Annotated in this window: 27 protein-coding genes and 1 tRNA gene; 12 read left to right on the top strand and 16 right to left on the bottom strand. The window is 35.2% G+C overall.

What is annotated here, in order from left to right; translation table 11 throughout:
• The first annotated feature begins 1 nt into the window (after position 1).
• The gene (gcvPB, locus tag SACI_RS06605; RefSeq protein ID WP_011278216.1) at positions 2-1,519 is read left to right on the top strand and encodes an aminomethyl-transferring glycine dehydrogenase subunit GcvPB; all 1,518 of its coding nucleotides are present in this window, start codon (positions 2-4) and stop codon (positions 1,517-1,519) included.
• Here gcvPB and SACI_RS06600 read toward each other — a convergent pair.
• From SACI_RS06600 to SACI_RS06590, 3 genes are read right to left on the bottom strand one after another with little or no spacing between them, the layout of a single operon-like run.
• Positions 1,511-1,924, bottom strand: coding sequence for a signal peptidase I (locus SACI_RS06600; protein WP_011278215.1), 414 nt, complete (start codon positions 1,922-1,924; stop codon positions 1,511-1,513). The genes gcvPB and SACI_RS06600 overlap by 9 nt on opposite strands.
• Positions 1,911-2,228, bottom strand: coding sequence for a hypothetical protein (locus SACI_RS06595; RefSeq protein ID WP_011278214.1), 318 nt, complete (start codon positions 2,226-2,228; stop codon positions 1,911-1,913). The genes SACI_RS06600 and SACI_RS06595 overlap by 14 nt, the downstream gene beginning before the upstream one ends.
• On the bottom strand, positions 2,221-2,532 hold the full coding sequence (locus tag SACI_RS06590; RefSeq protein ID WP_011278213.1) for a hypothetical protein: 312 nt from the start codon (positions 2,530-2,532) through the stop codon (positions 2,221-2,223). Before SACI_RS06590 ends, SACI_RS06595 begins: the two co-directional genes overlap by 8 nt.
• 38 nt (positions 2,533-2,570) lie before the next feature.
• On the opposite strand from SACI_RS06590, the gene eno reads away from it, so the two are divergent.
• The gene (eno, locus tag SACI_RS06585; RefSeq protein ID WP_011278212.1) at positions 2,571-3,821 is read left to right on the top strand and encodes a phosphopyruvate hydratase; all 1,251 of its coding nucleotides are present in this window, start codon (positions 2,571-2,573) and stop codon (positions 3,819-3,821) included.
• Here eno and SACI_RS06580 read toward each other — a convergent pair.
• Positions 3,818-4,066 carry a hypothetical protein gene (locus tag SACI_RS06580; RefSeq protein WP_011278211.1) on the bottom strand — a complete coding sequence of 83 codons (249 nt, stop codon included), beginning with the start codon at positions 4,064-4,066 and terminating at the stop codon, positions 3,818-3,820. The two genes, eno and SACI_RS06580, sit on opposite strands and share 4 nt — an antisense overlap.
• A gap of 165 nt (positions 4,067-4,231) precedes the next feature.
• Here SACI_RS06580 and cdvA point away from each other — a divergent pair, with 165 nt between their 5' ends.
• Genes cdvA through cdvC form a run of 3 tightly spaced genes read left to right on the top strand, consistent with a single transcriptional unit; the run spans position 4,232 to position 6,878 of the window.
• Positions 4,232-4,948 (top strand): cell division protein CdvA, encoded by a 717-nt coding sequence (cdvA, locus tag SACI_RS06575; RefSeq protein ID WP_011278210.1) that lies wholly within the window; start codon positions 4,232-4,234, stop codon positions 4,946-4,948.
• Between the two features lie 17 nt (positions 4,949-4,965).
• Positions 4,966-5,751, top strand: a complete 786-nt coding sequence (gene cdvB, locus SACI_RS06570) for a cell division protein CdvB (protein ID WP_011278209.1) — start codon at positions 4,966-4,968, stop codon at positions 5,749-5,751.
• 2 nt (positions 5,752-5,753) lie between these two features.
• Positions 5,754-6,878 (top strand): cell division protein CdvC, encoded by a 1,125-nt coding sequence (cdvC, locus tag SACI_RS06565; protein WP_011278208.1) that lies wholly within the window; start codon positions 5,754-5,756, stop codon positions 6,876-6,878.
• A gap of 55 nt (positions 6,879-6,933) precedes the next feature.
• Here cdvC and SACI_RS06560 read toward each other — a convergent pair whose 3' ends face one another.
• The 8 genes from SACI_RS06560 to SACI_RS06525 form a co-directional block, all read right to left on the bottom strand.
• Positions 6,934-8,940, bottom strand: coding sequence for a DNA topoisomerase I (locus SACI_RS06560; RefSeq protein ID WP_011278207.1), 2,007 nt, complete (start codon positions 8,938-8,940; stop codon positions 6,934-6,936).
• Between the two features lie 6 nt (positions 8,941-8,946).
• Complete coding sequence (locus SACI_RS06555) at positions 8,947-9,216, bottom strand: DNA-directed RNA polymerase subunit K (protein WP_011278206.1); 270 nt, start codon at positions 9,214-9,216, stop codon at positions 8,947-8,949.
• A 32-nt stretch (positions 9,217-9,248) separates the two neighbouring features.
• The gene (locus SACI_RS06550) at positions 9,249-10,364 is read right to left on the bottom strand and encodes a pyridoxal-phosphate-dependent aminotransferase family protein (protein ID WP_011278205.1); all 1,116 of its coding nucleotides are present in this window, start codon (positions 10,362-10,364) and stop codon (positions 9,249-9,251) included.
• A 1-nt stretch (position 10,365) separates the two neighbouring features.
• Entirely contained in the window at positions 10,366-11,298 is a 933-nt protein-coding gene (locus tag SACI_RS06545) for an NAD(P)-dependent oxidoreductase (RefSeq protein WP_011278204.1), read from the bottom strand.
• A gap of 204 nt (positions 11,299-11,502) precedes the next feature.
• On the bottom strand, positions 11,503-12,114 hold the full coding sequence (locus tag SACI_RS06540) for an N-glycosylase/DNA lyase (protein WP_011278203.1): 612 nt from the start codon (positions 12,112-12,114) through the stop codon (positions 11,503-11,505).
• Entirely contained in the window at positions 12,056-12,589 is a 534-nt protein-coding gene (locus SACI_RS06535) for a hypothetical protein (RefSeq protein ID WP_230937950.1), read from the bottom strand. Before SACI_RS06535 ends, SACI_RS06540 begins: the two co-directional genes overlap by 59 nt.
• 167 nt (positions 12,590-12,756) lie before the next feature.
• Positions 12,757-12,851 (bottom strand) — tRNA-Met (locus SACI_RS06530).
• A 147-nt stretch (positions 12,852-12,998) separates the two neighbouring features.
• Complete coding sequence (locus SACI_RS06525) at positions 12,999-13,838, bottom strand: hypothetical protein (RefSeq protein WP_015385606.1); 840 nt, start codon at positions 13,836-13,838, stop codon at positions 12,999-13,001.
• Between the two features lie 112 nt (positions 13,839-13,950).
• Between SACI_RS06525 and speD the strand changes: the two genes are divergently transcribed.
• The 6 genes from speD (at position 13,951) to glyA (ending at position 19,599) form a co-directional block, all read left to right on the top strand.
• A complete protein-coding gene (gene speD, locus SACI_RS06520) occupies positions 13,951-14,343 on the top strand; it encodes an adenosylmethionine decarboxylase (RefSeq protein ID WP_011278200.1) in 393 nt (130 codons plus the stop codon).
• A 150-nt stretch (positions 14,344-14,493) separates the two neighbouring features.
• Positions 14,494-15,540 carry a hydroxymethylglutaryl-CoA synthase gene (locus tag SACI_RS06515; RefSeq protein ID WP_011278199.1) on the top strand — a complete coding sequence of 349 codons (1,047 nt, stop codon included), beginning with the start codon at positions 14,494-14,496 and terminating at the stop codon, positions 15,538-15,540.
• Complete coding sequence (locus SACI_RS06510; RefSeq protein ID WP_011278198.1) at positions 15,540-16,634, top strand: thiolase family protein; 1,095 nt, start codon at positions 15,540-15,542, stop codon at positions 16,632-16,634. Before SACI_RS06515 ends, SACI_RS06510 begins: the two co-directional genes overlap by 1 nt.
• A gap of 5 nt (positions 16,635-16,639) precedes the next feature.
• Positions 16,640-17,053, top strand: coding sequence for a Zn-ribbon domain-containing OB-fold protein (locus SACI_RS06505; protein WP_011278197.1), 414 nt, complete (start codon positions 16,640-16,642; stop codon positions 17,051-17,053).
• The gene (hmgA, locus tag SACI_RS06500) at positions 17,037-18,272 is read left to right on the top strand and encodes a hydroxymethylglutaryl-CoA reductase (NADPH) (RefSeq protein ID WP_011278196.1); all 1,236 of its coding nucleotides are present in this window, start codon (positions 17,037-17,039) and stop codon (positions 18,270-18,272) included. The genes SACI_RS06505 and hmgA overlap by 17 nt, the downstream gene beginning before the upstream one ends.
• Positions 18,273-18,297: 25 nt before the next feature.
• Positions 18,298-19,599, top strand: a complete 1,302-nt coding sequence (gene glyA, locus SACI_RS06495) for a serine hydroxymethyltransferase (RefSeq protein WP_011278195.1) — start codon at positions 18,298-18,300, stop codon at positions 19,597-19,599.
• On the opposite strand, the gene SACI_RS06490 is transcribed toward glyA, so the two are convergent.
• Genes SACI_RS06490 through SACI_RS06475 form a run of 4 tightly spaced genes read right to left on the bottom strand, consistent with a single transcriptional unit; the run spans position 19,592 to position 23,049 of the window.
• Positions 19,592-19,999, bottom strand: a complete 408-nt coding sequence (locus SACI_RS06490; RefSeq protein ID WP_011278194.1) for a universal stress protein — start codon at positions 19,997-19,999, stop codon at positions 19,592-19,594. The two genes, glyA and SACI_RS06490, sit on opposite strands and share 8 nt — an antisense overlap.
• Positions 19,996-21,027 (bottom strand): phosphorylating glyceraldehyde-3-phosphate dehydrogenase, encoded by a 1,032-nt coding sequence (locus tag SACI_RS06485; RefSeq protein WP_011278193.1) that lies wholly within the window; start codon positions 21,025-21,027, stop codon positions 19,996-19,998. Before SACI_RS06485 ends, SACI_RS06490 begins: the two co-directional genes overlap by 4 nt.
• Positions 21,014-22,261, bottom strand: a complete 1,248-nt coding sequence (locus SACI_RS06480; protein WP_011278192.1) for a phosphoglycerate kinase — start codon at positions 22,259-22,261, stop codon at positions 21,014-21,016. Before SACI_RS06480 ends, SACI_RS06485 begins: the two co-directional genes overlap by 14 nt.
• Positions 22,262-22,302: 41 nt before the next feature.
• The gene (locus SACI_RS06475; RefSeq protein ID WP_011278191.1) at positions 22,303-23,049 is read right to left on the bottom strand and encodes a hypothetical protein; all 747 of its coding nucleotides are present in this window, start codon (positions 23,047-23,049) and stop codon (positions 22,303-22,305) included.
• Positions 23,050-23,210: 161 nt separating this feature from the next.
• Here SACI_RS06475 and SACI_RS06470 point away from each other — a divergent pair, with 161 nt between their 5' ends.
• Positions 23,211-25,724, top strand: a complete 2,514-nt coding sequence (locus tag SACI_RS06470) for an adenosylcobalamin-dependent ribonucleoside-diphosphate reductase (protein WP_011278190.1) — start codon at positions 23,211-23,213, stop codon at positions 25,722-25,724.
• Positions 25,725-25,781 lie beyond the last annotated feature (57 nt).

Genomic DNA, 25,781 nt, shown 5'->3' with positions numbered 1-25,781 from the left:
TGTGTGGAGACAAGCGAAGTGGGATGAACCATTAATAACTGAATATAAGGGCAATGGCAGAGTAGGAACTTTAATTACTCATGACGATAGTTTAAGAAAAGAAATAACCTTAAACATTCCTGAAAATCTAAAGAGGAGAAATGAGCCTAATCTACCTTCCATTAGTGAGTTAGAGGCTGTAAGACACTACATAAGATTATCCCAAATGAGTTTTGGTGTAGATACAGGATTTGTACCGCTGGGTTCCTGCACAATGAAATATAATCCAAAAGTCGAAGAAAAGATAAGCGACGTTGTTTCAGGTTTACATCCCTTGCAGGATTCTGAGACTGTTCAAGGAATCTTAGAGATCATTTATGAAATGCAACTTATGTTAGCTGAAATAACAGGGACTGATATATGTAGTTTGCAAGTACCGGCTGGTTCAGCAGGCGAGTTAGCTGGCGTTCTGATGATAAAGAAGTATCATGAATTAAAGGAGAGGTTTAGTAGAGATGAAATGTTAGTTGCAGATACTGCACATGGAACTAACCCAGCAAGTGCTGCGATGGCTGGTTACAAGGTAATCTATATTAGATCTAATAAAGAGGGGTTAGTGGATATTGATTTATTAAGAGAGGTAGTAGGAGAGAAAACAGCTGGATTTATGCTCACTAATCCAAATACTTTAGGTCTTTTCGAAGAAAATATAGTGGAAATAGCTAAGTTGCTTCATAACGTAGATGCTAAGCTATACTATGATGGAGCTAATATGAATGGAATATTGGGTGTAGTGAGACCAGGAGACATGGGTTTTGATATAGTTCATCTTAATCTTCATAAAACGTTTGCAGTTCCACATGGAGGAGGAGGACCAGGTGCAGGTGCTATATGTGCTAAAGGAGATATGGTAGATTTTCTACCTTATCCAATAGTAGAAAAGAAAAATGGTAAATATGCCATAGATTACATTCCAAAGCACACTATAGGAAAGATTGCATCTTTTTATGGTAACATAGGAAATGTTGTAAGATCATATGTATACATTCTAGGACTTGGAGCTGAGGGATTATCCATGATAGGAAAACTAAGTACCTTAGCAACCAACTATATTATTTTTAAGCTTAGAAATGTCAAAGGCTTAGATCTAATTGCTCCGTATAGACCAAGAAAACATGAGGTTGTATTTTCAGCAAAGGAGTTGGCGAGGGATAAGGGTGTTACAGCTTTCGATATAGCTAAAGCCTTACTTGATAGGGGTTTCTATGCACCAACAATATATTTTCCTCCAAATATAGAGGAATCTATTATGATTGAACCAACAGAGACTGAGCCTAAGGAAGTATTAGACTCTTTTGCAGAGGCTCTAACTGAGATAGCTAGAGAGGCTTACAACAATCCTAATAATGTAATCTCATCTCCTACCAATACTGCTGTAGGTAGAATAGACCAAGTTACTGCAAATCATCCAAGCACAATAACTCCTACATACAGAGTTTATAGATTAAGACAAGAGGGTAAGGTAAAAAATCTACAATGAAGAGAATAATATAGAAATATAACCTAAGTAGGGTATACTTATTACAAACCCATTTACCTCAGCTACTTTTCCAATAACTGCTGTTTTTGGAATTCCAGATTGAGGCTCTAAACCTATTTTATTATCTGGAAGGTAATTTGTTATGTTATCAACACCTTTTGTCACGTAAGAATTTCCATCGATATGTATCACCTGATGGATAACATAAGTACCGACAGTTGACTTATATATAACTATGTTTCCTACTGAGATATCAGACGGTGATACATAAAAAGTAAGGAATCCGTTTTGGAAAACTGGATACATTGACACTCCTTCAATACTGGCTGTCTGGACAATTCCAGAGAACAATACAACGTAAATTAGTATCACGACAAGTACTATCGCTACATCACTCTTCTTCATCTAAATCACTTATATCCAATTCTATAACTTCTCCCTCTCTTTTATCTTCTTTCTCCTCTCCTATAGTTTTCTTTCCTTTCTTTCCTTCAATTTCTACTGAGCTTCCACCAGCTTTTATCTTAGAAACTACTGCTTTCCATTTATGTCCACAATTACCGCATTCATATGATCCCATAACTGTAATTGTTATTCTTCCGTAGGCGTCTGGTAATGGAGATACCAATTGCCATGTCTTAACTGGTTTTTCAGCTTTTTTACCACAGTTAGGACAAACGTCTGCTTCAATTGCTTTCTTTCTAACCATGAATAGTATGTAGTGTTGTTAAGATATAAAATATTTGTATTATCACTGCTGAAAAAAGAAGTAGTGGAAATATGTACTTGTATTTATTTTTAAGAACAATGATATAGCCAATTATATTGAATATAAGTAACAGAAAAACCTCAACTAAAGTTGAGTAAAAGAAATATCCCACCAGGAACGGTGCTGTTATCCAGGCTAGATAAAACCCTTTTACATTACTAATTTTCCCCCTTAAAATTACTTGGTATACAGGCGTTAATATTCCATAGAATAATAGTGGAAGAACAGCCTCCGAGACTAACATTTATTATCTTATCCAAAATATACACAAACAGACTTAAAATGAACGATAGGTTTAGAATAAGGAAATTAAAGGGTTATGAGATAATTGATTCTAGAGCTAATAGGACAATCAGAGTTAGAGTGGAAACTTACGACGGAATAGTAGGATTTGGCGATGCTCCTGCAGGAGCATCAAAAGGTGCAAATGAAGCCGTAGAGCTGAAGGATAAAAATGGGAGAGTTATTGATGCCGTAGAACTAGTAAATACTGTATTGAGTGATTCTCTAAAAGATTATGATGTGAGAAGGCAAAGGGTTATAGATACAACGCTAATAAGGCTTGATGGCACACAAAATAAATCAAGAATTGGTGGTAATACTATGATAGCAACTTCTATAGCTGTTTTGAAAACTGCATCAAGAGCTTTAGGACAGGAGTACTTTGAATATATAGGAGGTCCCAGAGCCAAATACATTCCAATGCCTCTTTTGAATATATTAAATGGTGGTCTTCACGCAGGAAATAATCTAAAGATTCAGGAATTTATCATAATTCCCAAGAATTTTGATAAGTTTACAGAAGCCATTCAAGCCTCCATCGAAGTATATAAAAGGCTAAAGGACTTAATCACAGAAAGGTATGGAAAGATATATACAGCCTTAGGTGATGAAGGGGGATTTTCTCCTCCACTTGAAAAGACGATGGACGCATTGGATCTCGTTTATACATCTATAAAAAGCCTAGGATATGAGGACAAGATTTTTATGGGTATGGACGCTGCAGCCTCTAATTTCTTTCATGAGTCTCACTATGAACTAGATGGTAAGAGGTATACTGCAGGTGAATTGATAGATTACTACAAGCAATTAGCAGATATGTATCCTTTAATGTATATTGAAGATCCCTTTGAAGAGAACGATTATGATTCATTTTCTCAGTTGCAAAGTAAGCTGAAAAAAACTATTGTAACCGGTGACGATTTGTATGTGACAAATATAGAATATTTGAAGAAGGGAATAGAAAGAATGTCAAGTAAAGGTACCATAGTAAAGCCCAATCAAATTGGAACCATAACCGAAACTTTAGATTATATAGATTTCGCTAGAAGAAATGCTGTGAAGACAATTGTTAGCCACAGGAGCGGAGAGACCGAAGATTCTATAATAGCTGATCTTGCAGTAGGTACCCAAAGTGAGTTCATCAAAACTGGTGCACCTTCAAGAGGAGAGAGAACAAGTAAGTATAACAGGTTAATAGAAATAGAGTTGGATTATGGATTAGAGTTTTACGGTAAAAATTTTTACCTTTAGGGTATTAGTACTCCAACAATTACTAAGAATACTGCTATCATTAGCATTACTATGATGAACTGTTTAAAAGGCATGTTTGGAACTGCTTTAACTACCTTTATTGCTCCATAAATTAACCCAGCCAATATCATTATTGAAAGTATTGCCAATCCTAGTATTATTAATGCTGTAGCTAAAGGCTCTCCATTGAAGTTAAATATACCTGATAATTGATTAGCAATATAGTGAAATGTTTCCAGGCTCATTAATTATTAGGTTCATCTTTAAATGTTTATAAGCTAATTAGCGTAATATTATGGGGCTAATGATGAGGGTTAAAAGCGCTTATTGATGATGAACCTCTACCTACTGAAGAGCCTAAATTCTTATAAATATAATCATCATAGCTGATAACTTTGAGGAGTAATACCATGGGCATTCCGGTTGAGGTATTAACAAAGTTCATAGGGCAAAAGGTAAAGGACGTTTATGGTCGTGATGCTGGAGTAATAGTTCATGTTTATACTGAAATTGATGGTACAATAACAGGTATTGAATTATTTAAAGGTGAAGAAATCAAGACATATTCTCCGAATAGCGTAAAAGTTGATGGAGATTCTGTAGTAATATTACCTGATTGGAAAACCGACTCTTTGAAAGTATTAGGACAGATGGAGAAGATAAGGAAGAGACAAAGAGCGCTCGAGGAGTTATACTCTAGGCAAGAGATACCTAAAAGTACATATGAGGATATGAAAAGGAAGTTAGACAGTGAGTTGCTAAAGATAAGAGATGAGCATTCAAGATTAAAGGGAAGATTAAAAGATAGATTAAACTCAATAGAGGACCAAGTTGCTCAAATTGATAGAGCTATGATTGCATTGAAGATAAATTACATATCGGGTGAAATACCAGAACTTGCATATAAAAATTCTATGGAAATTCTAAGACTGTCTAGGGATAGTTATGCATTGGAAAGAGACGATATAAAGAAAACTCTAGATAAACTTGACGGATTGGATAAGGAGGTAATAGAACTTAAGCCTTCTGCCTCATTAAACACGTCAACAGAACAGTCAAATAAGAACGAGGGTAATAAGTCTGAAGTGTCTGTTCCAATACCAGTAAGGGTAATAAATACTTTATGAAGAATTAGTGACATAGGATGTTTGATAAGTTATCGATAATTTTTAATAGTGATAGAAAGAGAAAGGTGCATTTGTCCAAAGCGATAACTGAAATATCTTTAAAATTAAAAGAGCAGCAGGATAGATTAGACGAAGCAATAAGGAGATTAAGGGAGAGAGACAAAGATCTCTTTGAGAAAGTCATTAGATCTCAAATTGAAGGAGATATAGCGAGAGCTACGATATATGCACAAGAGATCTCGGACATACGAAAAATGATTAAAATAATATATACTGCATATTTAGCTATAGAAAAGGTAAGATTAAAACTAGATACCGTCCAGGAGCTACAGGGAGTTTCTCTGGTGCTATTCCCAGTAATGCGTATACTAGGAGAATTAAAGGAGCAAGTTAGAGGTATTGCACCAGAAGTGGCTCTCGCTTTAGATTCAATAACGAGTAGCGTAAATAGTATAGCCATTGAAACTGGTGCATTAAGCGAGAAGACATTTGTTCCAACAGTTGCTGACGAACAAGCGAAACAGATAATGGAAGAAGCTCAGAAGATGGCTGAAGTAAAAGTTAGAGAATTGTTGCCAGAACTACCCCATCCACCTTCAGAGTTACCAAAGAGAGTAGCTAAACAAGTTCAAAGTAGCAACAAGAAGAGTTTATCAGAGGATATGATACTAAATTACATAAAGACTACTGGTGGATTTATTGATGTAGATTACATAGCTAAGAATTTTGATGTTAGTAAAGATGAAGTTTTCAATGTGTTAAGGAGACTCGAAGAAAAGGGTCTAATTGTTCTTGAGGGTTAAGTATGTCTGCCCAAGTAATGCTTGAAGAGATGGCAAGGAAATATGCTATAAATGCTGTAAAAGCCGACAAAGAGGGAAATGCTGAAGAGGCAATTACCAACTACAAGAAAGCGATCGAGGTATTAGCACAACTGGTTTCTCTATATAGGGACGGATCGACAGCTGCTATATATGAGCAAATGATTAATGAGTATAAAAGACGAATAGAGGTTTTAAAGGAATTAATTCCTGCTGATGGTGCGGGGAATGGGAATGGTAAACACAGTCAAGTCTCTGTAGACGATTTAGTAATGAAGGAGAAACCTAAAGTAAACTTTAATGACATCGTGGGTTTGGAAGACGTTAAGGAGGCTCTAAAAGAGGCTATTGTCTATCCTACAAGAAGACCAGATCTATTTCCGTTAGGATGGCCTAGAGGTATATTGGTTTATGGACCGCCAGGCTGTGGTAAAACAATGATTGCAGCTGCTGTAGCTAATGAGATCGACTCATATTTTATTCAAGTCGACGCAGCATCAGTGATGTCTAAGTGGCTAGGCGAGGCTGAGAAAAATGTAGCAAAAATATTCAACAGTGCTAGAGAATTGTCCAAGAAGGATGGCAAACCTGTGATAATATTCATAGACGAGATAGATGCATTACTTGGTACATATAATAGTGAAAATGGTGGGGAAGTTAGGGTCAGAAATCAATTCCTGAAGGAAATGGATGGTTTGCAGGATAAATCTGAGAATTTTAAGGTCTATGTTATAGGTGCAACCAATAAGCCTTGGAGACTAGACGAGCCGTTCTTAAGAAGATTTCAGAAGAGAATATACATACGCTTACCAGATATTGAGCAGAGAAAGTCACTATTATTACACTATACTTCAAAGATAAAAATGGACAATGTTAATATAGATGAACTAGCTAAAATGACAGAAGGGTATACTGCAAGTGATATAAAAGACATAGTTCAAGCTGCCCATATAAGGGTAGTAAAGGAGATGTTCGACAAAAAATTAGAGCAACCTAGAGCTGTTAATATGGAGGACTTTAAGGAGATCCTTAAAATAAGGAAACCCAGTGTAAATTCAGAAGTAATCAAGGTATATGAGGCTTGGCACGAGAAGTATAAGGCTCTATAACAAATCAGTTACCCCAGGGTTAATATCATCAATCAAGATGGCATGACTCACATCATCAGTTATAGTATGTATTCAATACATCTCTTATAAATTTCCCTGCAGTGTTAAGCTTTTTAAGTTTTTTAATAATTGATTCTTCTGTTAGATCTGTCCTCTCCTTCCATATTTTCAAGTTATCTTTAAGAAGTTTTATTGCATTTAAGTGATATTTACACAGATCATCTTTATAGACTTCTAATTCACAATATTTGCATTTTTTATACTCTAATAGACCTAGAATTTTTCCTATTTTAGTTCCAATATCGTTCTTTGAATTTTCAAATTCATTAATGTATTTCTCTATTAGTTTCTTAGTTTCCTCAACTACTTCGTTCTCAGAAAATTTTCCGCTAATAATTCCGTTTAATTTTTTTTCCATCTCTGATGTTAATCTCACATCCGTCAAGTCCTTAAAATAAGATGATAAAACATCAGTTACTACGATTCCGATGGGCGTGGGATAAGCGTACTTACCCTTACTCATTAAATACTTTCTTTTGAACAGTGTCTCTATAATTCTACCTCTTGTAGCTTCAGTTCCTAAGTTATTCGACTCCATCCATTTAAGTAATTGAATCTTTGATACTCGTTGTGTATCAGGCTTTGTGACTTTCATTGTACTGTTAGCCCTTACAATACGCCCTTTATCTCCTTTTTTCACATCCAGAAGTTCCTCATCTGAGAACTTAGTGTATGGGTATAAGATTATCCAACCTTTATATATCAGGCTCTGTATGTTCAGTTTTAGTTCAATATCAACTTTAGGAATCCTTAAAGTTATTTCTTGTTTTCTAACTCTAGCGTCTGTGGACATTGAAGCTAAAAATCGTCTCAAAATTAATTCATATAGTTTCAATTCCTTGGTATCCAAATTATAGGGTAATTCTCCAGTTGGATATATTGCAGGATGTGCTGGATCATCTTTTTCTCCTTGCCTTACTATATACTTCCCTTTGGTAATTTGAGACAATGTGTTTATCAGTGATCCGTATCTTTTTGACTTAGAGAGGGAGTCAATTATTTGATAAATATTTACAGAAGGTGGTATTTTTTGACTATTAGTTCTAGGATAACTTATTAGCCCATTTAGGTACAGGTTCTCCGCAAGTCTTTCAACTAAATATGGTGAATAACCAAATAGTCTTCCAGCTTCTAGCTGTAAATCTGTTAAATTAAATGGTGGCGGTCTATAAATTACAGCATCTTTTAACTCTATGTTAGTTACTGTGACTTCACCTACCTTTTTTATTTCCTCTAAGTATTGTTTTGCTTCATTCTTGTTCTCGAAAGTTTTTGGTATTGTTATCTTAAATTCTTTATTTTTTAAATTAATGGTTAAATTAATTGAATAGTATGGTAAAGGAACAAATAATTCTCTCTTTACTGTATTGTTTATTACATGTATTAATGTCGGGCTCTGAACTCTGCCAGCACTTAGGATTACTCTTTTTCGTGTAAGTGTATATACGCTCTTCATAAGGGCTCTACTTACGTTAATGCCCCACAACCAATCTACTTTATGTCTAGCTATACCTGCATGAATCATGTCATAGTCTAAAGGTTTTAAGTTTCTGAAAGAGTTTAGTATATCTTCTTTAGTCAGAGCAGAAAATTTTGCTCTCTTAGCTCTTTTTATATCACCTAAAAAATTTATTATGAGATAACCTATCAATGATCCTTCTATATCGTAATCGCATGCATTGATAAACTCCTGTGCATCTTTAGATAGAGATTTAATTAAATCGTAATATTTCTTTGTATATCTAGCTGAAGGATCTATTTGCCATAAAGGTTTCCATTCTGTTTCATAGACAGGAAATGAGGAATTGCCATATAAGTTGAACAAATGACCTGCAGCTGGTGATATTATATAATATTTAGAGGAGTAATTTACAATCCAGAAGTTGACGTAGAATTTTTTACAATATGAATAGTTATTTGACAACGCTTCTGCGATTTTTCTTGCTGCCTTACTTTTTTCAGCAATTACAAGTGTGTAGTTTTTTGGAGTTTTGCATGACATTTGTATTTATCTGTTCTCTATTTTTCTTACACTTATAAGTTCAACCTGCCCGTTGGGATAAATTCTCCTTATAGTTATCGGAAGAACTCCTCTTTTTAATTCCTCCTCAGCTATACTTATTACGTCATCAGATTTTAGGTTAGAAGTATCTATCAGTGGTAAGGCTCCCATAGATAATTGTAATGCGCGCGCACTTATTATTCTTGCAATTTCATATTTTGTTAATTTATTTTTCCAATTTTCTTTAAATATTTCGTTAATCTTGTCTATTGTCATACATGCTACATATTAAACTTCAGGAAAAAAGATTAACTCCATTCAATCTCTTCTCTTAATTCTTCTGGAAGTTTACATTCTAATGGAGGCTCTTTTTCATATTGACTGTGAAACATTCTTGCTGTTATTCCTATTAGCTTCATAACAGCTCTATCATCAACTATACCTAAAAGACCTATTCTAACAACTTTATCTCTAAGTTCTCCCATACCTCCTGCTATTTCGACATTAAACTCCTTTAATTTAGCTCTATAATCCTTTATAGGCGGAATTGCTGCTACAACTGTATTAGAAAAGTTATTCTCGTTACCTAATAGACTGAAACCAAAGTATGATAGTGCATCTCTTACATATTTAGTACAAGCCTCATGCCTTTTCCATCTTCGTTCTACTCCTTCTAACTCAAGTAATTCTGCAGCTCTTAACGTAGCGTTAAATACTCCTGTTGCAGGGGTAAATGGTGTTTCGTATTTGTCTTGAAACTTCAAATGTAATGATACGTCTAAATATGTTGGCAAATCTTCATTCACCATTTCGTTTAAGCCATCTCTAGATACTGCTACAAAGCCCAATCCAGGTACCGATGCTAGAGCTTTTTGACTACCAGTCGCAACAGCATCAATTTTCCATTCATTAACCATTAATTGATAGGCAGCAAAGCCAGATACAGAGTCTACTATTAGTTTTAATCCCTTGTTTTTAATGAACCTACTTATTTCCTCTAAGTTTCTCAGTGCAATTCCTGTACTAGTCTCATTATGCACTAGTGCTACTGTGGTAACATCTTTATTTTCTTCTATAATCTGTTTTACTTCTTCCAGTGAAAAGGAGTGTCCCATAGGTTTATCGTAGAGTCTTAATGTTGCTCCCCTTCTCTTTATGGACTCTGCAAGTCTTCGTCCAAACTCGCCATAAGAAAGTGCTAGTACTTTTTCACCTCTTTTAGTAAATGAATAAACCATAGCTTCAACTGCAAGTGTGCCTGAACCTGTAAGAAGAGCTACTCTCTTAGAAGAGAAATGTTTAATCATAAGTTTTTCAAGTCTATTAACTATATCTTTGAATTTATTCCCTCGATGGTCTATTACTAGGCTAGTTGCAGCCAGAACGCTTTTTGGAACCTCTACAGGTCCTGGTATTAATAACATTTTAAATCAACCTCATCTCTTTCATCACATTTATGAGATTTTGTGCGGTAACTTCTGCCACTCTATCTTGAGCTTCTTTAGTCTGTGCTCCAATATGAGGAGTGACTATTACTCTCTCATGTCTAAGTAATTCATATTCCCATTCTTCTTTAGGAGGCTCATTCCAGAATACGTCGGTAGCGTATGCGAATATTTTTCCCTTTCTGATAAATTCAAGTAATATCTTTCCGTTTACCACAGCTGCTCTACTGGTGTTAACTATAATAACGTTGTTTTTCATTTTCTCAAATTGTTCCCTATCTAAAATATACTTTGTTTCTTTACCTACAGTTACATGAAGTGTTATTATATCGGCTCTTGGTAACATATCATCTAAAGTACAAGGTTCTGCTCCCATCTTCAGAGCTCTCTCCTTAATATCGAGTATATCATAAGCTAGTACTTTCATTCCGAGAGCGTTGGCAACGGTAGCTACTTTACTTCCGATCCTTCCAAACCCTATAATTCCTATTGTCTTGCCAGCAAGTTCTACTCCTTCAATTTTCTTGAATACGCCTGTTTTTGCTAAATTTATAGCATTATATAAGTTTCTTGCTGCTGCTATCATTAGTCCTATTGTTAACTCTGCAGCAGAATCAGTAGATGTCCCTGGTGCGTATACAACTCTTATATTTCTTTTTTCAGCTTCTTCAGTATCTATATTATCTACTCCTATACCAGCCCTTGCAATTACTTTTAATTTCTTACCTTTCTCTATTAATTCTTTATCTACTCTGGTTCTACTTCTTACTACTATCACATCATAATCATAAATTATTTTTTGTAATTCCTCCTTTGATATATCGGGTCTATAATCTATTTTGATATTATATTTTGTTAATTTATTTATGAGAATTTCACTTATAGGGTCTGTTATTAGTATCTTGACTTGCATAGTCTTCCCACCCATTCAAGAATTATCAAATAGTGTTTAACATGATGAGATTGATGATGAACAAGAAACAGAAGCTACAAGTAAAAATAAATCTATAAGAGAATTTTCAACTTTTAATTCAACTGCAAGACGATTGAAATTTTCACGTCTTAGCATTTTTGTTTCACAACTAATCATTTATACTCCTTTTTATACTTTTTTGTTCTATTTTACGATAGTATTAGTTTGTTTGAAAAATATAAATAAATCCAACAAACCCACTTGAACATTAAGATTATTTGCAATGCTTCTAAGTAAACTTTCTGCTAGTAAGTATTCCCTCTTACTTTTCAGTTTTATAGGTATTCCTAAGTTGTTAATAAACCTAAGAATATGCCTATCTATTATTGCAAGATCTAGATAACCGACGTTTCTTAAAAAATGGCTAGCCTCTTTATAGCCTATACCATATATATGGGTTGCAATAAACTCTCGTGCTTGCATTTGGTCTTTGTCTGCTATTTCTTTGATAGTTTTCTTAACTTTACCATAAAGGTTCTTTGCTCGGTAAAGGTACTTAGCTTTTAAGTTATAAAACCTGTATCCAGATTCCTGGAGAAGAATAGATATTTCTTTCTCGTCCATATACAATATTTTATCAAGTATATAGTTCATTGATTTGTAAGCTGAGATAAATGAGGAATTAGACGTTAATATACATAGTACTAGTTCTCTAAACCATACTTCTTCGTCTGCTTTGTTATTTAGCAGGAATTCTTCAGCTCTTTCTAGTACTCTTGCCCTTAATTTTTCGTTTAGAACTAGACTTCTTAGCACTTTTCTTTCTCTTCTTTTTCTTACTGGTTTTTTTCTTAACTTTTTGGTTTGTGACTACTTCTGCTCTATCGTTCTCGCTCTTTGAAATTATTTTAGTCTGATTTTTCTCAAACTCTAACACAACAAAAGGTTTGTCGAATTCATAAGTAGTATAAAAACCTATTAATACGTAATCCTTATCGAAAAATGTTACGTATTCAAACGTAATATTTTCAGAGTTAACTTCTTTTGGTACACCAATTCGTAGCAGTTTAAGGGGCTCAGGTAATGCGTATTTACTTTTTAGCCCGTTTACTACTCTTAGCCCATTATTACTAACGATATATACTATCAAATTTTCACGTTCAATATTTTCCAATTCTTCTTCCTTTCTATACTCTATTTGTTCTTCTTGAACCTTTATCACTTTAATTCCAACAAGACCTGGGACAATCGGAATCTCTTCTGGTTTATAATATGTCACAGTCGCCTTCAACTTGAATTCAGCATTTATTAGATCGGGGCAGAATATTAAATAATTTCTTCTAATGCTTTAAGGTATGAATAAGCAATTAAACTTATTCATGTAATTTTCTATGTCTATCAGTAATTTATACCTCAATATATGCAACGTGAAGCTAGAAATGATGAAAAATTCTTCAGTGCCGCCGCGGGGATTTGAACCCCGGACAACCGGATATCCCAGATTTACATTACCGTATGAGTCCGGCGCTCTAACCAGGCTGAGCTACGGCGGCGATTTTATTTTGGAATATCATGCTTATAAACTTTTATCGCTAATCTGACTTATAATTATGTGAGGAAAATTTTGGGGATTTATTGAGTTAATTATACTTTTCCTGTAATGATATTCTTGATTAAAGGGTCAAAATAAAGGTTAATATTTACCCTAATTCCAGATCCTCGAAATAAAAGTAATAAGTAACTGAGTCGTTATAAAGGTATACTGAAATATCATACTTCTCAGATGTTGATTGATAGGATAATGGAAATAATACAATAGAAATTTGCTTAGGGTTTAAGGTTATTTGTGTTTGATTAATTAGAGTGTTATTAGCATAAACCTTAACAGTGTACTCACCAGGCTGTATTTTTAATAGGCTTGCATTAAGGAAGAAGTAATTAACTCTAATTACAGTGTTATTCTTAACATAATAGGTAAAATAAACTGGACTTTGCTGAATTCCATATGCGACTCCTTTTATTGGTTTAATACTGGCATTTGTAGTAGTTGAGTAAGCTGATGAAGGAGTCTGAAAACGGCTAGCTAATTGTTCATATGCGAACAGTTGAGAAGCTAAAGTACTATTTGGCTTGTATTGCAAAGCATAATTAAAACTACCAGTTCCGTATATTCCTACATCGGTTATCTGATAGTTAACAGGAATAGTAACTGCTACAAAAGCTCCTTCAGAAGAGTGTGATTGTAGTGATAATGTAACACTTTTTTGATAGTTCTTGTATACGTAATGTGAAACGTTATTAGTTTGGCTTAAGGTTGCAGCCTGGACGTAAAGGGTTATATTCAATGTGGTTGAGAATAATCCATTATTTACTCCATTAACGTAGAAAACGTATGTTACATTTCCCGTATTGTAGTTAAGGCTAAAGCTGTAAATCTCTGGATAAACTACTATATCTCTATTCTGGGTATAGAAGAGTACTCCTATAGATACTAAAACGAGTATGATTATTCCAAGTGCAATAAGGTATTTATTAGCCATCATGAGCCATATTACATTCTCGTATATTAGTTTATTTCAAAGGATAACAGGAATAGTTTACTTTATATATCTCATTCTGTACAAGTGGTGATGGAGGGTAATAGAAAAGGAGATGTCACAACAACTTTCTTCTCAAACCCCCTCTAATCAGGATAGAATAGTAGGTAAGCACGTTTTCGGAAACTTATATGATATCGATGATAAGTTGCTTATGGATAAGGATCTTCTAGAAGGATTAGTTTTAGAAGCTGTTAAAATAGCTAAAATGAACCTAGTAGAGATAAAGTCATGGAGTTTTGGTGGCAAGAAGGGTGGGGTATCTGTAATAGCCCTAGTAGAGGAGAGTCATATCGCTCTACATACATGGAACGAATATAAATATGCAACACTAGACGTCTATACATGCGGAGTTGACAGTAATCCTCAAGCTGCCTTTGAGTTTATTGTATCTAATTTAAAACCTAAACGTCATCAAATGTTTTTCGCAGATAGAAGTTCAGAGTGAGCTGAGTTGATCATCGATCTCTTTTTTTAATTTCATCATCTACCTATTTGTAACCAATTTCCCTAATTAGTTTTTCGACAATTGACTATATAGGTTTCAACAAGTGTCGAAAATTTTATATGCGTTAATAAGTGTTATAATAAGGATAGCATGCGAAGCGGTATTGTAGGATGGGGTGCATATATTCCTAGATATAGAATAAATGTAAACGAAATAGCTAATTTATGGGGATTAGAGAGTCAGGTTGTTAAAAACCTAGGTCTCTCAGAAAAAGCAGTCCCAGATGTAGATGAAGATTCAACAACAATGGCATGGGAGTCATCAAAGAATGCTTTGAGAAGGGCAAATATCGATCCTTCTCAGATAGGCGTTGTTTTATTCGGATCTGAGTCTAAAGTATATGCGGTAAAGCCTACTGCAACAATTCTTATAGACGCATTAGGAGTAACTAATGATAGTTTAGGTGCAGATATGGAATTTGCCTGTAGGGGAGCATCGGCTGCGTTGAGACTGGTTGGCGGTATGGTTGAAGCTTCTAAAATAAAATATGGCTTGGTAATAGGGAGTGACACAGCACAGTCTAATCCCGGTGATGTATTGGAGTTAAGTTCTGCTGCTGCATCTGTCTCATATATCGTCGGTCCAGAGAATGAGGCTGGAGCAGTTATAGAGGCAGCTGTTTCATATACCTCAGATACACCAGACTTCTGGAGAAGAGACGGCATGCCTTATCCAGTGCATGGCGAGGGATTTACTGGAGAACCAGCATATTTCGATCATATATTGTCAGCTGTTAACTTATTGTTCAGGGAAAATGGCTACAAGATATCTGATTTTGATTACTTTGTTTTCCATCAACCTAACGGCAAGTTTCCTCTTCAAGTAGCTAGAAAGTTAGAAATTAGTATGGATAAAGTTAAAGATGGTTTAGTTTCTCCTTATATAGGAAATCCCTATAATGCCTCAGCTTTATTGGGTTTGGCTAAGGTTCTTGATATAGCCAAACCAGGTCAGAGGATTCTTGTTGCACCCTTCGGTAGTGGTGCAGGCAGCGATGCTTTCAGCATATTAGTTACAGATAAGATTCTAGAAAAGCAAAAATTAGCACCAACGGTTAATTATTATATTGAAAGAAAAGTGCTTGTTTCATATTCTACATATGCAAAGACGACAGGTAAATATAAGGTGTATGAATAGTGGTATCAATAGTTGGTTGTGGACTAACTAAGCTAGATAGATATTATGAGCTTTCTGAAAAGGATCTCGTTTCTGAGGCTTATAAACAACTAATTACAAAGATTAAGGAGTATGACCAGCCAGATATTGTAATAGTATCTAGTGGATATATAGACGTATTAGGGAAAAATATTCTTTCATCTTACAAGATATCATCTGGTTTAGGTCTTCAAAACACAAAAGTTATGAGAATTGAGAACGGAGATAATGGCGGTGCATCGATATTAACCGCTTACTCGTTCATTAAATCAGGAGTTGCAAAAAAAGTGTTACTTATTGGAATAGACAAGTTCTCTGATTATCCGTCCAAATATGTAAATGAATATCTTTCATATAATCTAGATAACGATTATACATACCACGTTGGAATAACCCCTCATGCATATAGTGCATTATTAATGAAGAGATATATGAAGAAATATAACGTAGATTATGAGTATTTTACTAAATGGCCTATAAAGATGCATCAAAACGCATCAGAAAATCCTTTAGCATATTTGAAATTTAAAGTAGACAAAAACACAGTGGTTAATTCTCAAATAGTTTCAGATCCATTAAGAATATTTGATGTAGGTGCCAGAGCTGACGGTGCCTCAGTAGTCCTAGTAACTGCAGATGAAGTAGCAAAGAGATATTTTGATTCTCCCGTAAAGATTGATGGAATAGTAGGAAATATAGGAGCTATGAATCTATCTGATCCTTCATTACCATCAGTAGCTAAAGCTAGAAACGAGTTAGGGGATTTGCCAAAGAGAGATGTTGTATACGAAATACACGATTCTTATAGTATTATGGCTGCATTAGAAATTGAAGAGCTCAAGCTAGCAGAGAGAGGAAAAGGTTTAGATGTTGTTGATTCTCTTGACATTAACCTTAGTGGTGGATTAAAGGCACGTGGCTATATCGGTGGTGGAACTGCAATATATCAGTTAGGGGAGGTATTCCTTCATTTGACAAATCAGTTTAAGGGTAAGAGTGCAAACGCTGAAAAAGGAATAATTCTTTCAAATGATGATCTGGGAAATACTTCTTATTTAGCTGTTCTCAGTAGGTGAGTTGGATGAAAATTAGTCCTTCAACAAGCTGGAGACTAAAAGATACTTTATATAGATTAGCATTAGGTAAATGTAAAAAATGTGGGAATATAAAATTCCCTTACCAGAAGATATGTGAAGTTTGCGGTTCCTTGGATGTAGAAAAAATATTTAGCAAAGGTACTGGTTCCTTAGTTGATTACACTATATTATATCAACCAAGAGACGGATTTGAAAAACAATCTCCGATGATAGTAGGTTTAGTGAGACTTGATGAAGGTGTAAACATTGTTGCACCTATTACTGATGCCGAACCTTCTAAGCTTAAAGAAGGTGTAAGAGTGGAGGCAGTATTTAGGAGAATGAGGAATGATTCGTATAATGGTTTAATACAGTATGGTATTAAATTTAGAGTGGTATTAGATGCAGGAAACAATTGATAACATTGTTGACAAAGTTGTTAAAGGTCAAATACAGTTTCATGAAATAGATAATTTACTTGAAGCTAATGCGGCTATGGTTGCAAGAAGATTAGCAATAGAGAAACTGACAGGGGCTAAGCTTCCATCTATAGGTTCTACGATCATAGATTATGCAGAAATAAGAAATAAAAATGCTGAAAATGTAATAGGGGCAGTTCAAGTCCCATTAGGGATCATAGGTCCACTAAAAATAGATGGTGAATATGCAAAAGGCGATTTTTATGTTCCATTAGCAACCACAGAGGGAGCATTAATTGCAAGTGTTAATAGAGGCGCGAAAGCAGTAACTCTAAGTGGAGGAACCAGAGTTAAGATATTTTATGATGGAATGACGAGAGCGCCTATATTCAAATTAGATAGTATAAGAGACGTTGCAGAGTTTCTAGAGTGGGTAGATAAGAATAAGGAAAAATTAGAGCAAGTAGCAAATAGTACCACTTCTCATGGTAAATTATCTAAGATTGAACCACTGATCTTGGGTAATAATGTTTGGCTAAGGTTTGTTTTTAGTACCGGTGATGCTATGGGTATGAATATGGCTACTATTGCATCTGAGAAATTATGTGAGTTCATAGAGAAAGAATTTGGGAAGGCAACTTGTTTAGCTGTAAGTGGTAATGTATGTAGCGATAAGAAACAATCAATGATTAATGCATTGCATGGAAGGGGAAAAACAGTTGTTGCAGAGGCACTAATACCTGATAGTATAGTCAAATCAGCTCTTAAATCAGATAAACATCTGATTCACGAGGTTAACTTAAGAAAGAATTGGTTAGGTGGTGCTAGGGCTGGTAATATATTTCAGTATAACGCACACTTCGCAAATATTATAGCAGCAATATTTCTTGCAACAGGTCAAGATATAGCCCAAGTTGTCGAGAGTAGTATGGGATACACGTGGACTGAGGTTAGGGAAAACGGGCTCTATATCTCTATAACTTTAAACTCTCTGGAAGTGGGAACAGTTGGAGGAGGAACTAGATTACCTACCCAAAGGGAAGCATTATCGATTATGGGAGTCTTAGGAAGCGGGAATCCTCCTGGTTCCAATGCTAGGAAGTTTGCCGAAATAGTTGCATCAGCTGTATTAGCTGGTGAGCTTAACCTGCTTTCAGCATTAGCTAATAAAGAACTAGGTAAAGCCCATGCAAAATTAGGCCGTGGTATGAAAGTTTAAAAACTTGTTATTACGTATTATTTTCATGGATAAAATTCCTGAGGAGTTAGAAAAGATTCTTCAGATCACAAGAGAACAGAATAGGTGGAGAAGGCTAGAGACTATAAATCTCATTCCTTCTGAGAATGTAATGAGTCCTCTAGCTGAGTCAGTTTATATGAGCGATTTTATGTATAGATACGCTGAAGGGAAACCTTTTAAAAGATATTATCAAGGTACTAAATACGCTGACGAAATTGAAGAATTAGCAATGAAGCTTGTTTCTGAAATATCCTCTTCTAAGTATGCAGACTTAAGAGCTGTTAGTGGAACAATAGCAAATGCAGGCGTTTTTAGGGTTCTTGCCGATTCAGGAGATAAGGCTGTAATTGCTCCTGTTCAGGCTGGTGCGCATGTGAGTCATACAAGATTTGGTACATTAGGTGCATTGGGTATAGAGCAAATTGAAATGCCTTATGATCAAGAATCAATGAATGTGGATGTAGATAAAGCTATAAAACTTATTGAAGAGGTAAAACCTAAGTTTGTGACATTAGGCGGTAGTTTATATCTATTTCCGCATCCTGTAAAAGAACTAGCTCCTCATGTTCATGCAGTAGGAGCTAAGCTTGTGTATGATTCAGCTCACGTATATGGACTTATTGTAGGTAAGGCTTGGCATAATCCCTTGGAAGAAGGTGCGGATGTCGTAACTGCATCTACTCATAAAACATTTCCTGGTCCTCAAGGCGGGCTCATAGTTACTAACGATGACTCTTTATATAAGAAAGTGAGTGATACTATTTTCCCTTGGTTTGTCAGTAATCATCATCTTCATAGGTTGCCAAGTACTGCAATAACAGCATTAGAAATGAAGTATTTCGGAAAGGAGTATGCCCAACAGATAGTGAAGAATGCTAAAGCATTGGCTGAAGCTTTAGCAGCAGAAGGATTTAAGGTAATAGGTGAACATTTAGGTTTTACCAAAAGTCACCAAGTAGCAATAGATGTAAGAAACTTGGGAGGAGGTGCTAAGGTAGCTAAGCTATTCGAGGAAGCTAATATTATAGCTAATAAGAACTTGCTCCCGTACGATCCACCTAGTGCAGTAAAAGATCCTAGTGGTGTAAGATTGGGAGTTCAGGAAATGACACGATTTGGGATGAAAGAAGAAGAAATGAGAATTATAGCTAGGCTAATGAGAGAAGTAGCGATTGAAAATAAAGACGTCAAGGAAGTAAAGAAAAAAGTAACAGAGTTTAGAAAAGAGTTCTTAGAGGTAAAATATACATTCACTAATGTAGATTTGGCAAAGTACTCCAGCAAGGTAATATCATTACTTATCTAACCAAAATAACTGTTGTTGGAGCATTTAAGGCAACTGAAACTGCTACTGAACCAACATTTAATTCACTGCTAATTGAGAGTCCTCTGGCACCCATGATTACTGCATCATAAGTCGATTCGTTTATATGTTTTAGAATTTCATTTGACACGCTACTTTCTTTGCTGGAATATTTCAGTACTTTAAAGTCATATACTATTCTTCCGTTAACTCTCTTTTTTACATGCTCTTCTACTTCTTTATCATTGCAGTTTTCACATACGTGTAATACAGTTACTTTCGAACCATACCTCATCGCGAAGTCTACAGCAAGGTCCAAAGCTCTTAGACTATTTTCAGAACCGTCAATAGGCACCAATATTCTTCTTAACCAAAAACTTACTATATAGGTGGGCTCGGTCATATTAGATACCCTTTACCTATTTTTAAGGTTTCATTTGTAAGTCTTATTGACTCATCACGGCTCATAATATTTAATGATGCCCTTATTGCGTCAATATTTTCAGGGACTACTATAGACTCTTGATGCACTCCATACATTAGGAAGATTTCGTTTCCGTTCGTGTATATAGAATCTTCAAATATTACAGTCTCAGGCACATCGTTTCTATATCTACCAAGATCTCTCGCTATTTCCATTATCTCAGCCGTGGATTCTGCATCTGCTTTCTCGGTGTTAAGGAGCAAGATTCTTGGGGTATTAGATAAGATATTCAGTAAATCCTCTTTGGAAACTTTATTCCTTGTTGTGATGAATAGAGTATGTAGATGCATTAAGGTAGTGGGAGCAACCAGGGCACTAGTTATTATGTCTATCCCCTTAAGTACTGTTAGAACGTCTTTTGCATGATGACTAGGTATTCTTGCTGGATCAGCTACAATAGAATTTATAGGTCCCTTTTTTACTTCTTTGGGATCTGCTGCTCTTCTAACGATTGTTCCTCTTACTTTTTCTATTTTATCAAAATTATTTATAGTACAAAGTACTCTTAAAATTCCTGTCGTATTACAAGACACAACTCTAATGTAATTTTTATTTATGGCATCATTATAGTTGCATAAGGCGGAAAATGAGACATCAGCTACATCTGATTTTTCTCCTCCCTGGAATATTGCTTTCTTTCCATATTCTTGATATATTTTCTTATAATTAGCTCCTACTCCTCCAGGCGTTGCATCAATTATTATATCTGAATCCTTAATCATATCTTCAATGCTTCCTGCTACATTAATTCCGCTATTCTGGAATTTCTGGATATTCTCTTTAGTTGTATAAAGTTTATATCCCTTTCTCATTGCCGTAAATGCTTCATAGTTTGGAGATGTTTTTGCAACGCCAATCAATTCCATATCTGGCTGTAATCTTATGGCATCTGCAACTCGCTTTCCTATTGTTCCATAACCATTTATTGCAACTTTAACTTTTACCACTTCTCACCACCCACGAAAGGTGTAATGACTCTAGTACTGGTAATTTCTCTCCGGCTAAGAATAAAAGTAATGCACCTCCACCTGTAGAAACGTGCACTTTATTTTCATTAATTTGGATGTTCTTATCGATCATACTAATCATATGTCCTCCGCCTATGATTACATAACCTGGTCCTTCTACTGCGGAAGTTAATAAGGCTTTAGAACCACGCCTAAATCTCTCATCTTCAATTACGCCCATTGGTCCTCTCAGAACTACTACTTTAGATTCTTTGATGAATGAGGAATACATCTCTATAGTCGTGTTTCCTATATCTTTGATGGTTCCCTTCAGATTACTTGTTGGCTCTTCCAAAGTTTGGCTATTTTCCTGTTCAGTAACGAAATCCACTGGAATTTCTATGGGAGCTCCGCTAAGTAACATTTTTCTAGCTCTTGGTACTAGGCTTAATAATCCTTTATTCTCTAGTACTTGCATGTTTTTCTTTCCAAGATTTATACCTTTAGCTACAGCGAAAAGCTCTGCTACTAGACCTCCTGTTAATATTCTATCAGCTACTCTGTTTTTGATCAGATTTTCTATAATTTTTAATGTATCGTTTACCTTTCCTCCTCCCAACACGAATATTTTAGGAGAGTCCTCATAGTTGAATATCTTTGACAATGCAGAAACTTCTTTTTCCATCACTATACCTGCTGCAGAAGGGAGAACGAGTGGAAAACCCACTAAACTAGGTTGACTTCTATGAGCTGCAGAAAAAGAATCGTTTACATAAGCATCGAAGAGAGGAGATAGTTTCTTTATTAGAAAACTTTTTGCGTGTTGTTGAGGTGGTGCTTCTATTAGTTCTTCAGACATTAATCGTATATTTTCTAGCATTATAACCCCTTTATTATCTAGTTTTTTAATCTTTTCTACTGCATATGGACCTATTATATCCTCTACAAACTCTATTTCTGTCCCTACATATTTTGATAGTAACAGAGAGTGTTCTTTCAGTGATATAAAATCATCATCTCCAGGTCTTCCTTGATGTGAAATTAAAACAATCGAATTTCCTTTCTTTAGTAGTTCTTTTATAGTTATTGAATGAGCTTTTATTCTAGAATCATCTAAGAGTTTTCCTGTATTTTTATCCACAGGCGAATTAACATCAATTCTTAGCAGTACCTTCTTGTTCTGTAATTCTAAGTCATTTATAGTAGGAATAACAAGATCTGAAACTTTAATCATACTATTCGTATTTAATCTTGTTTATGTATTAATAACTTTTATCAGCATGTAATATGAGATATTACTATATTGTTCCATAGCAGGGGGATGAGGTATTTACTTTTAAACTTCTTAATCGTGACATTTAATTCAATTCTATTTCCAGAATTCTTAAGATTAATGATTGGTTCCTCATAAGAAAAATATGTAAAAGCATCCTTTATTTCGTCTAGTCTTCCTTTTACCCCCTTACATAGGAATACGCTTTCAAAAGTTTCACCGTTTACTGTTACTGATGATGGATTACAAGAGGAGATCGCATTTCTTTCGATTATTTTAGAGAATAGGTCAACTAATGCATAAGGTATTTCAGCTGAATAAACACCTTTGGGCGGGAAGAGTAGTTTTACATTATTTTCTTCATTATCAGTCTCTCTAATTATAGTACTTAGATTTAGAAATAGAAATGTTGTACTGCATAATCTTAATTTACTTACTCTCATTTCACCTAAAGTTAATCTGTCTGCTGCTATTTCCTTAAATGTTTTAAAGAAGTCTACATCTTTTATTTGTTCCTGAAATGATATCATAGCCTTAAAGGACACTAGGTCTTTGAAATTTTCGTCTTTAGATGCTTCAATAAAACCTATATTTCCATTTTTAATCTTTAATTTTTTCAATGTTTTATCTATAATTTTTTTCACGGTTATCATTTGCTTATCTCTTCTTATAATTAACCATTCTCCATAGTCGTCTGAAACGCTTACTGTCCTATCATCATTATCTCTTTTGAAAAATTTGATGATCACTATATTTTCCTCGCTAATATTTTACTCCCTTAAAAATATAAGTATATTTTAAATAGTATTTCATAATTCACGCTAACAGTTTTGCCTATTCTTTGGTGTTACCAGAATTCAAGATACATAACCAAAAATATGGGTTTAAGCTAAGTAAATAATGATAATAAATGCAGAGACTAACTATAGTAACTTCAGTAGCTAAAATTAAAGTATTGAAGCGTAATGGTGGTTATGAGCAATTTAAAGCTGAAAAAGTGTTCTCTAAATTAGGTTCACTACCAGAAGTTGTTATGGATGGAATTCTCCAAGATGTTCTACAAAATTCTAAGGAAAACGCAATTGATACTAGAGCTTTAGCTGATATTGTAGAAAGAAATCTAATTGAGCATTCTCTTGAGTATCCGAATCTAATGGATTTAGCTAAGCGGTATGTCTTAGCTAGGATATATAATCATGTGTATGGTAAAGGTAAGTGGAAGGAGTTTGATTCACGCGATCTTCTAATCTCATATAATGCACTAAAGGTGCTTGAGGCTAGATATTTACTCAAGGATCCAAACACTTTACGTTATATTGAGACACCTCAAATGATGTTTAGGAGGGTTGCTAGGCATATAGCTAATGTAGAAAAGCTTTATGGTAAGGATGAAAAACAGGTTAAGGAGATTGAGGATAAATTATATGAGATGATGAGTAACCTGAAATTCATACCTAATACTCCAGCATTAATGAATAGTGGTACTAGACTAGGTATTCTATCAGCCTGTTTCGTAATACCTGTTAGGGACGCAATGTCTACTCCAAATGGTGATGGTATATATGATGCCTTAAGGGCTATGGCTTTGGTTCATCAACAGGGTGGTGGGACAGGCTTTGACTTCTCTGAGCTAAGACCAAAGGGAGATATTGTAGCTTCCACAGCAGGTGTTGCTTCTGGTCCTGTATCCTTTATGAGGATATTTGATGTTTCCACAGACGTGGTTAAGCAAGGAGGTAAGAGGAGGGGTGCAAATATGGGTGTTATGCATGCTTGGCACGCTGATGTGCAGGATTTCATTAGAGCTAAAACTGGAGAATTAAGAGACACACATTTGCAGAATTTCAACATATCGGTTGGTGTTTATGACTACTTCATGAATGCAGTTGAGAGAGGAGAGGCTGTACCATTAATTAATCCAAGGAAGACTAGAATACCCGGCAAAGATTGGGATTATTATATGACAAATGCAAGGGGTTATATGCACGATGAGAGTGTGCAGGAATACATACTTAAGGAGTTAGAGGAGAAGGGCGGTTCAGTTTATCTAGACGAGAGTAGGATAATTACAGTGGATGAAGCTCTAGTTATAGCAGAAAAGGAGAATGCTATTGTTCAGTGGGTAAATGCCAGGCAGTTGTTTGATGAAATAGTTAAGGGAGCATGGGATAGTGGAGATCCTGGTTTACTGTTTATAGATGAGATAAATAGGAGGCACCCAGTTTGGTATATAGGAAAGATAAATGCCACAAATCCTTGTGGCGAGGAACCACTACTACCCTGGGAGAGTTGTAATTTAGGGTCCATTAGTCTTGAGAAGTTTGTTGTTGAAAAAGATGGAAAAATGAGTATTGATTGGGATGGGCTGGTTGAGGCTATAAAGTATGGTGTTCGTTTCCTTGATAATGTTATTGATGCTAATCGTTATCCATTAAAACAAATAGAGGAAGCTACAAAGAAGACTAGGAAGGTTGGTTTAGGCGTCATGGGATTAGCTAGGATGTTGATTAAGCTTGGTATACCTTATGATAGTGTTGATGCCTTATACATCTCTTACCAGTTGGCTAAGTTTATTTATTATCACGCATTGAAAACTTCAATAGATTTAGCTAAGGAGAAGGGTTCATTCCCAGCTTATGACCCATATTACTATCATGATATTTGGGAGAGTGCTAGAGATTTCGGAAGTTTGTTAGAGGTTTCTAACATTAAAGATAAACCTAGTGATTATGTAAAGAAGTTAACGGAAGTCGTGGATAGGCTAGATTTTTCGTTATTGAAGGAGGAGAGGATTAAGTTTGGTCTAAGGAATTCCACTGTGGTTTCAGTTGCTCCTACTGGTACGATTTCAATTATAGCTGGTACATCATCGTCTATAGAGCCCCTTTTCGCATTAGCCTTTGTTAGAAATGTTGCAGTTGGCAAATTTATTGAGATAGATCCGCTTTTCCTTGAATATCTTAGAAAATATGAACTAGATGATCCTGAGGTTGTACAAAAGATTGCGGAAACTGGAACAGTAGCAGAAAACCCATTTATACCAAGGACAATGAAGAAACTATTTAGGACAGCTCATGAAGTTCCACCTGAATACCATGTATTACATCAGGCAATGTGGCAGCAATGGAACGACTCTGGTACCTCAAAGACCATAAACTTGAAGAGTGAAGAACCACCAGAAACTGTAGAGAAAGTTTACATGCTAGCCTGGAAACTTGGGATTAAAGGAGTAACAGTTTATAGAGACAGGAGCAAGTCACAACAAGTAATCTACTTTGGAATAAAGAAGGAAAGAGAAGAAGCAGAGCAACAAAAGCAACAGAAGAAAATTCAAATGGTTCCAACATCCTCATTAAGAATGGAGAAGAAATTTGTGGAAGTTAATGAGACTTATGCTGGCGGTTGTAAAACTTGCGAACTCTAATTTATAGCTAAGTATTTATATATTTTTTGCGTATCCTAAACATATAGTGGAGATAAT

This window comes from Sulfolobus acidocaldarius DSM 639 (genome assembly GCF_000012285.1).
Lineage (GTDB): Archaea > Thermoproteota > Thermoprotei_A > Sulfolobales > Sulfolobaceae > Sulfolobus > Sulfolobus acidocaldarius.
The sequence above is the reverse complement of the archived record's forward strand: the minus strand, read 5'-3'. Positions and strand labels throughout refer to the sequence as shown.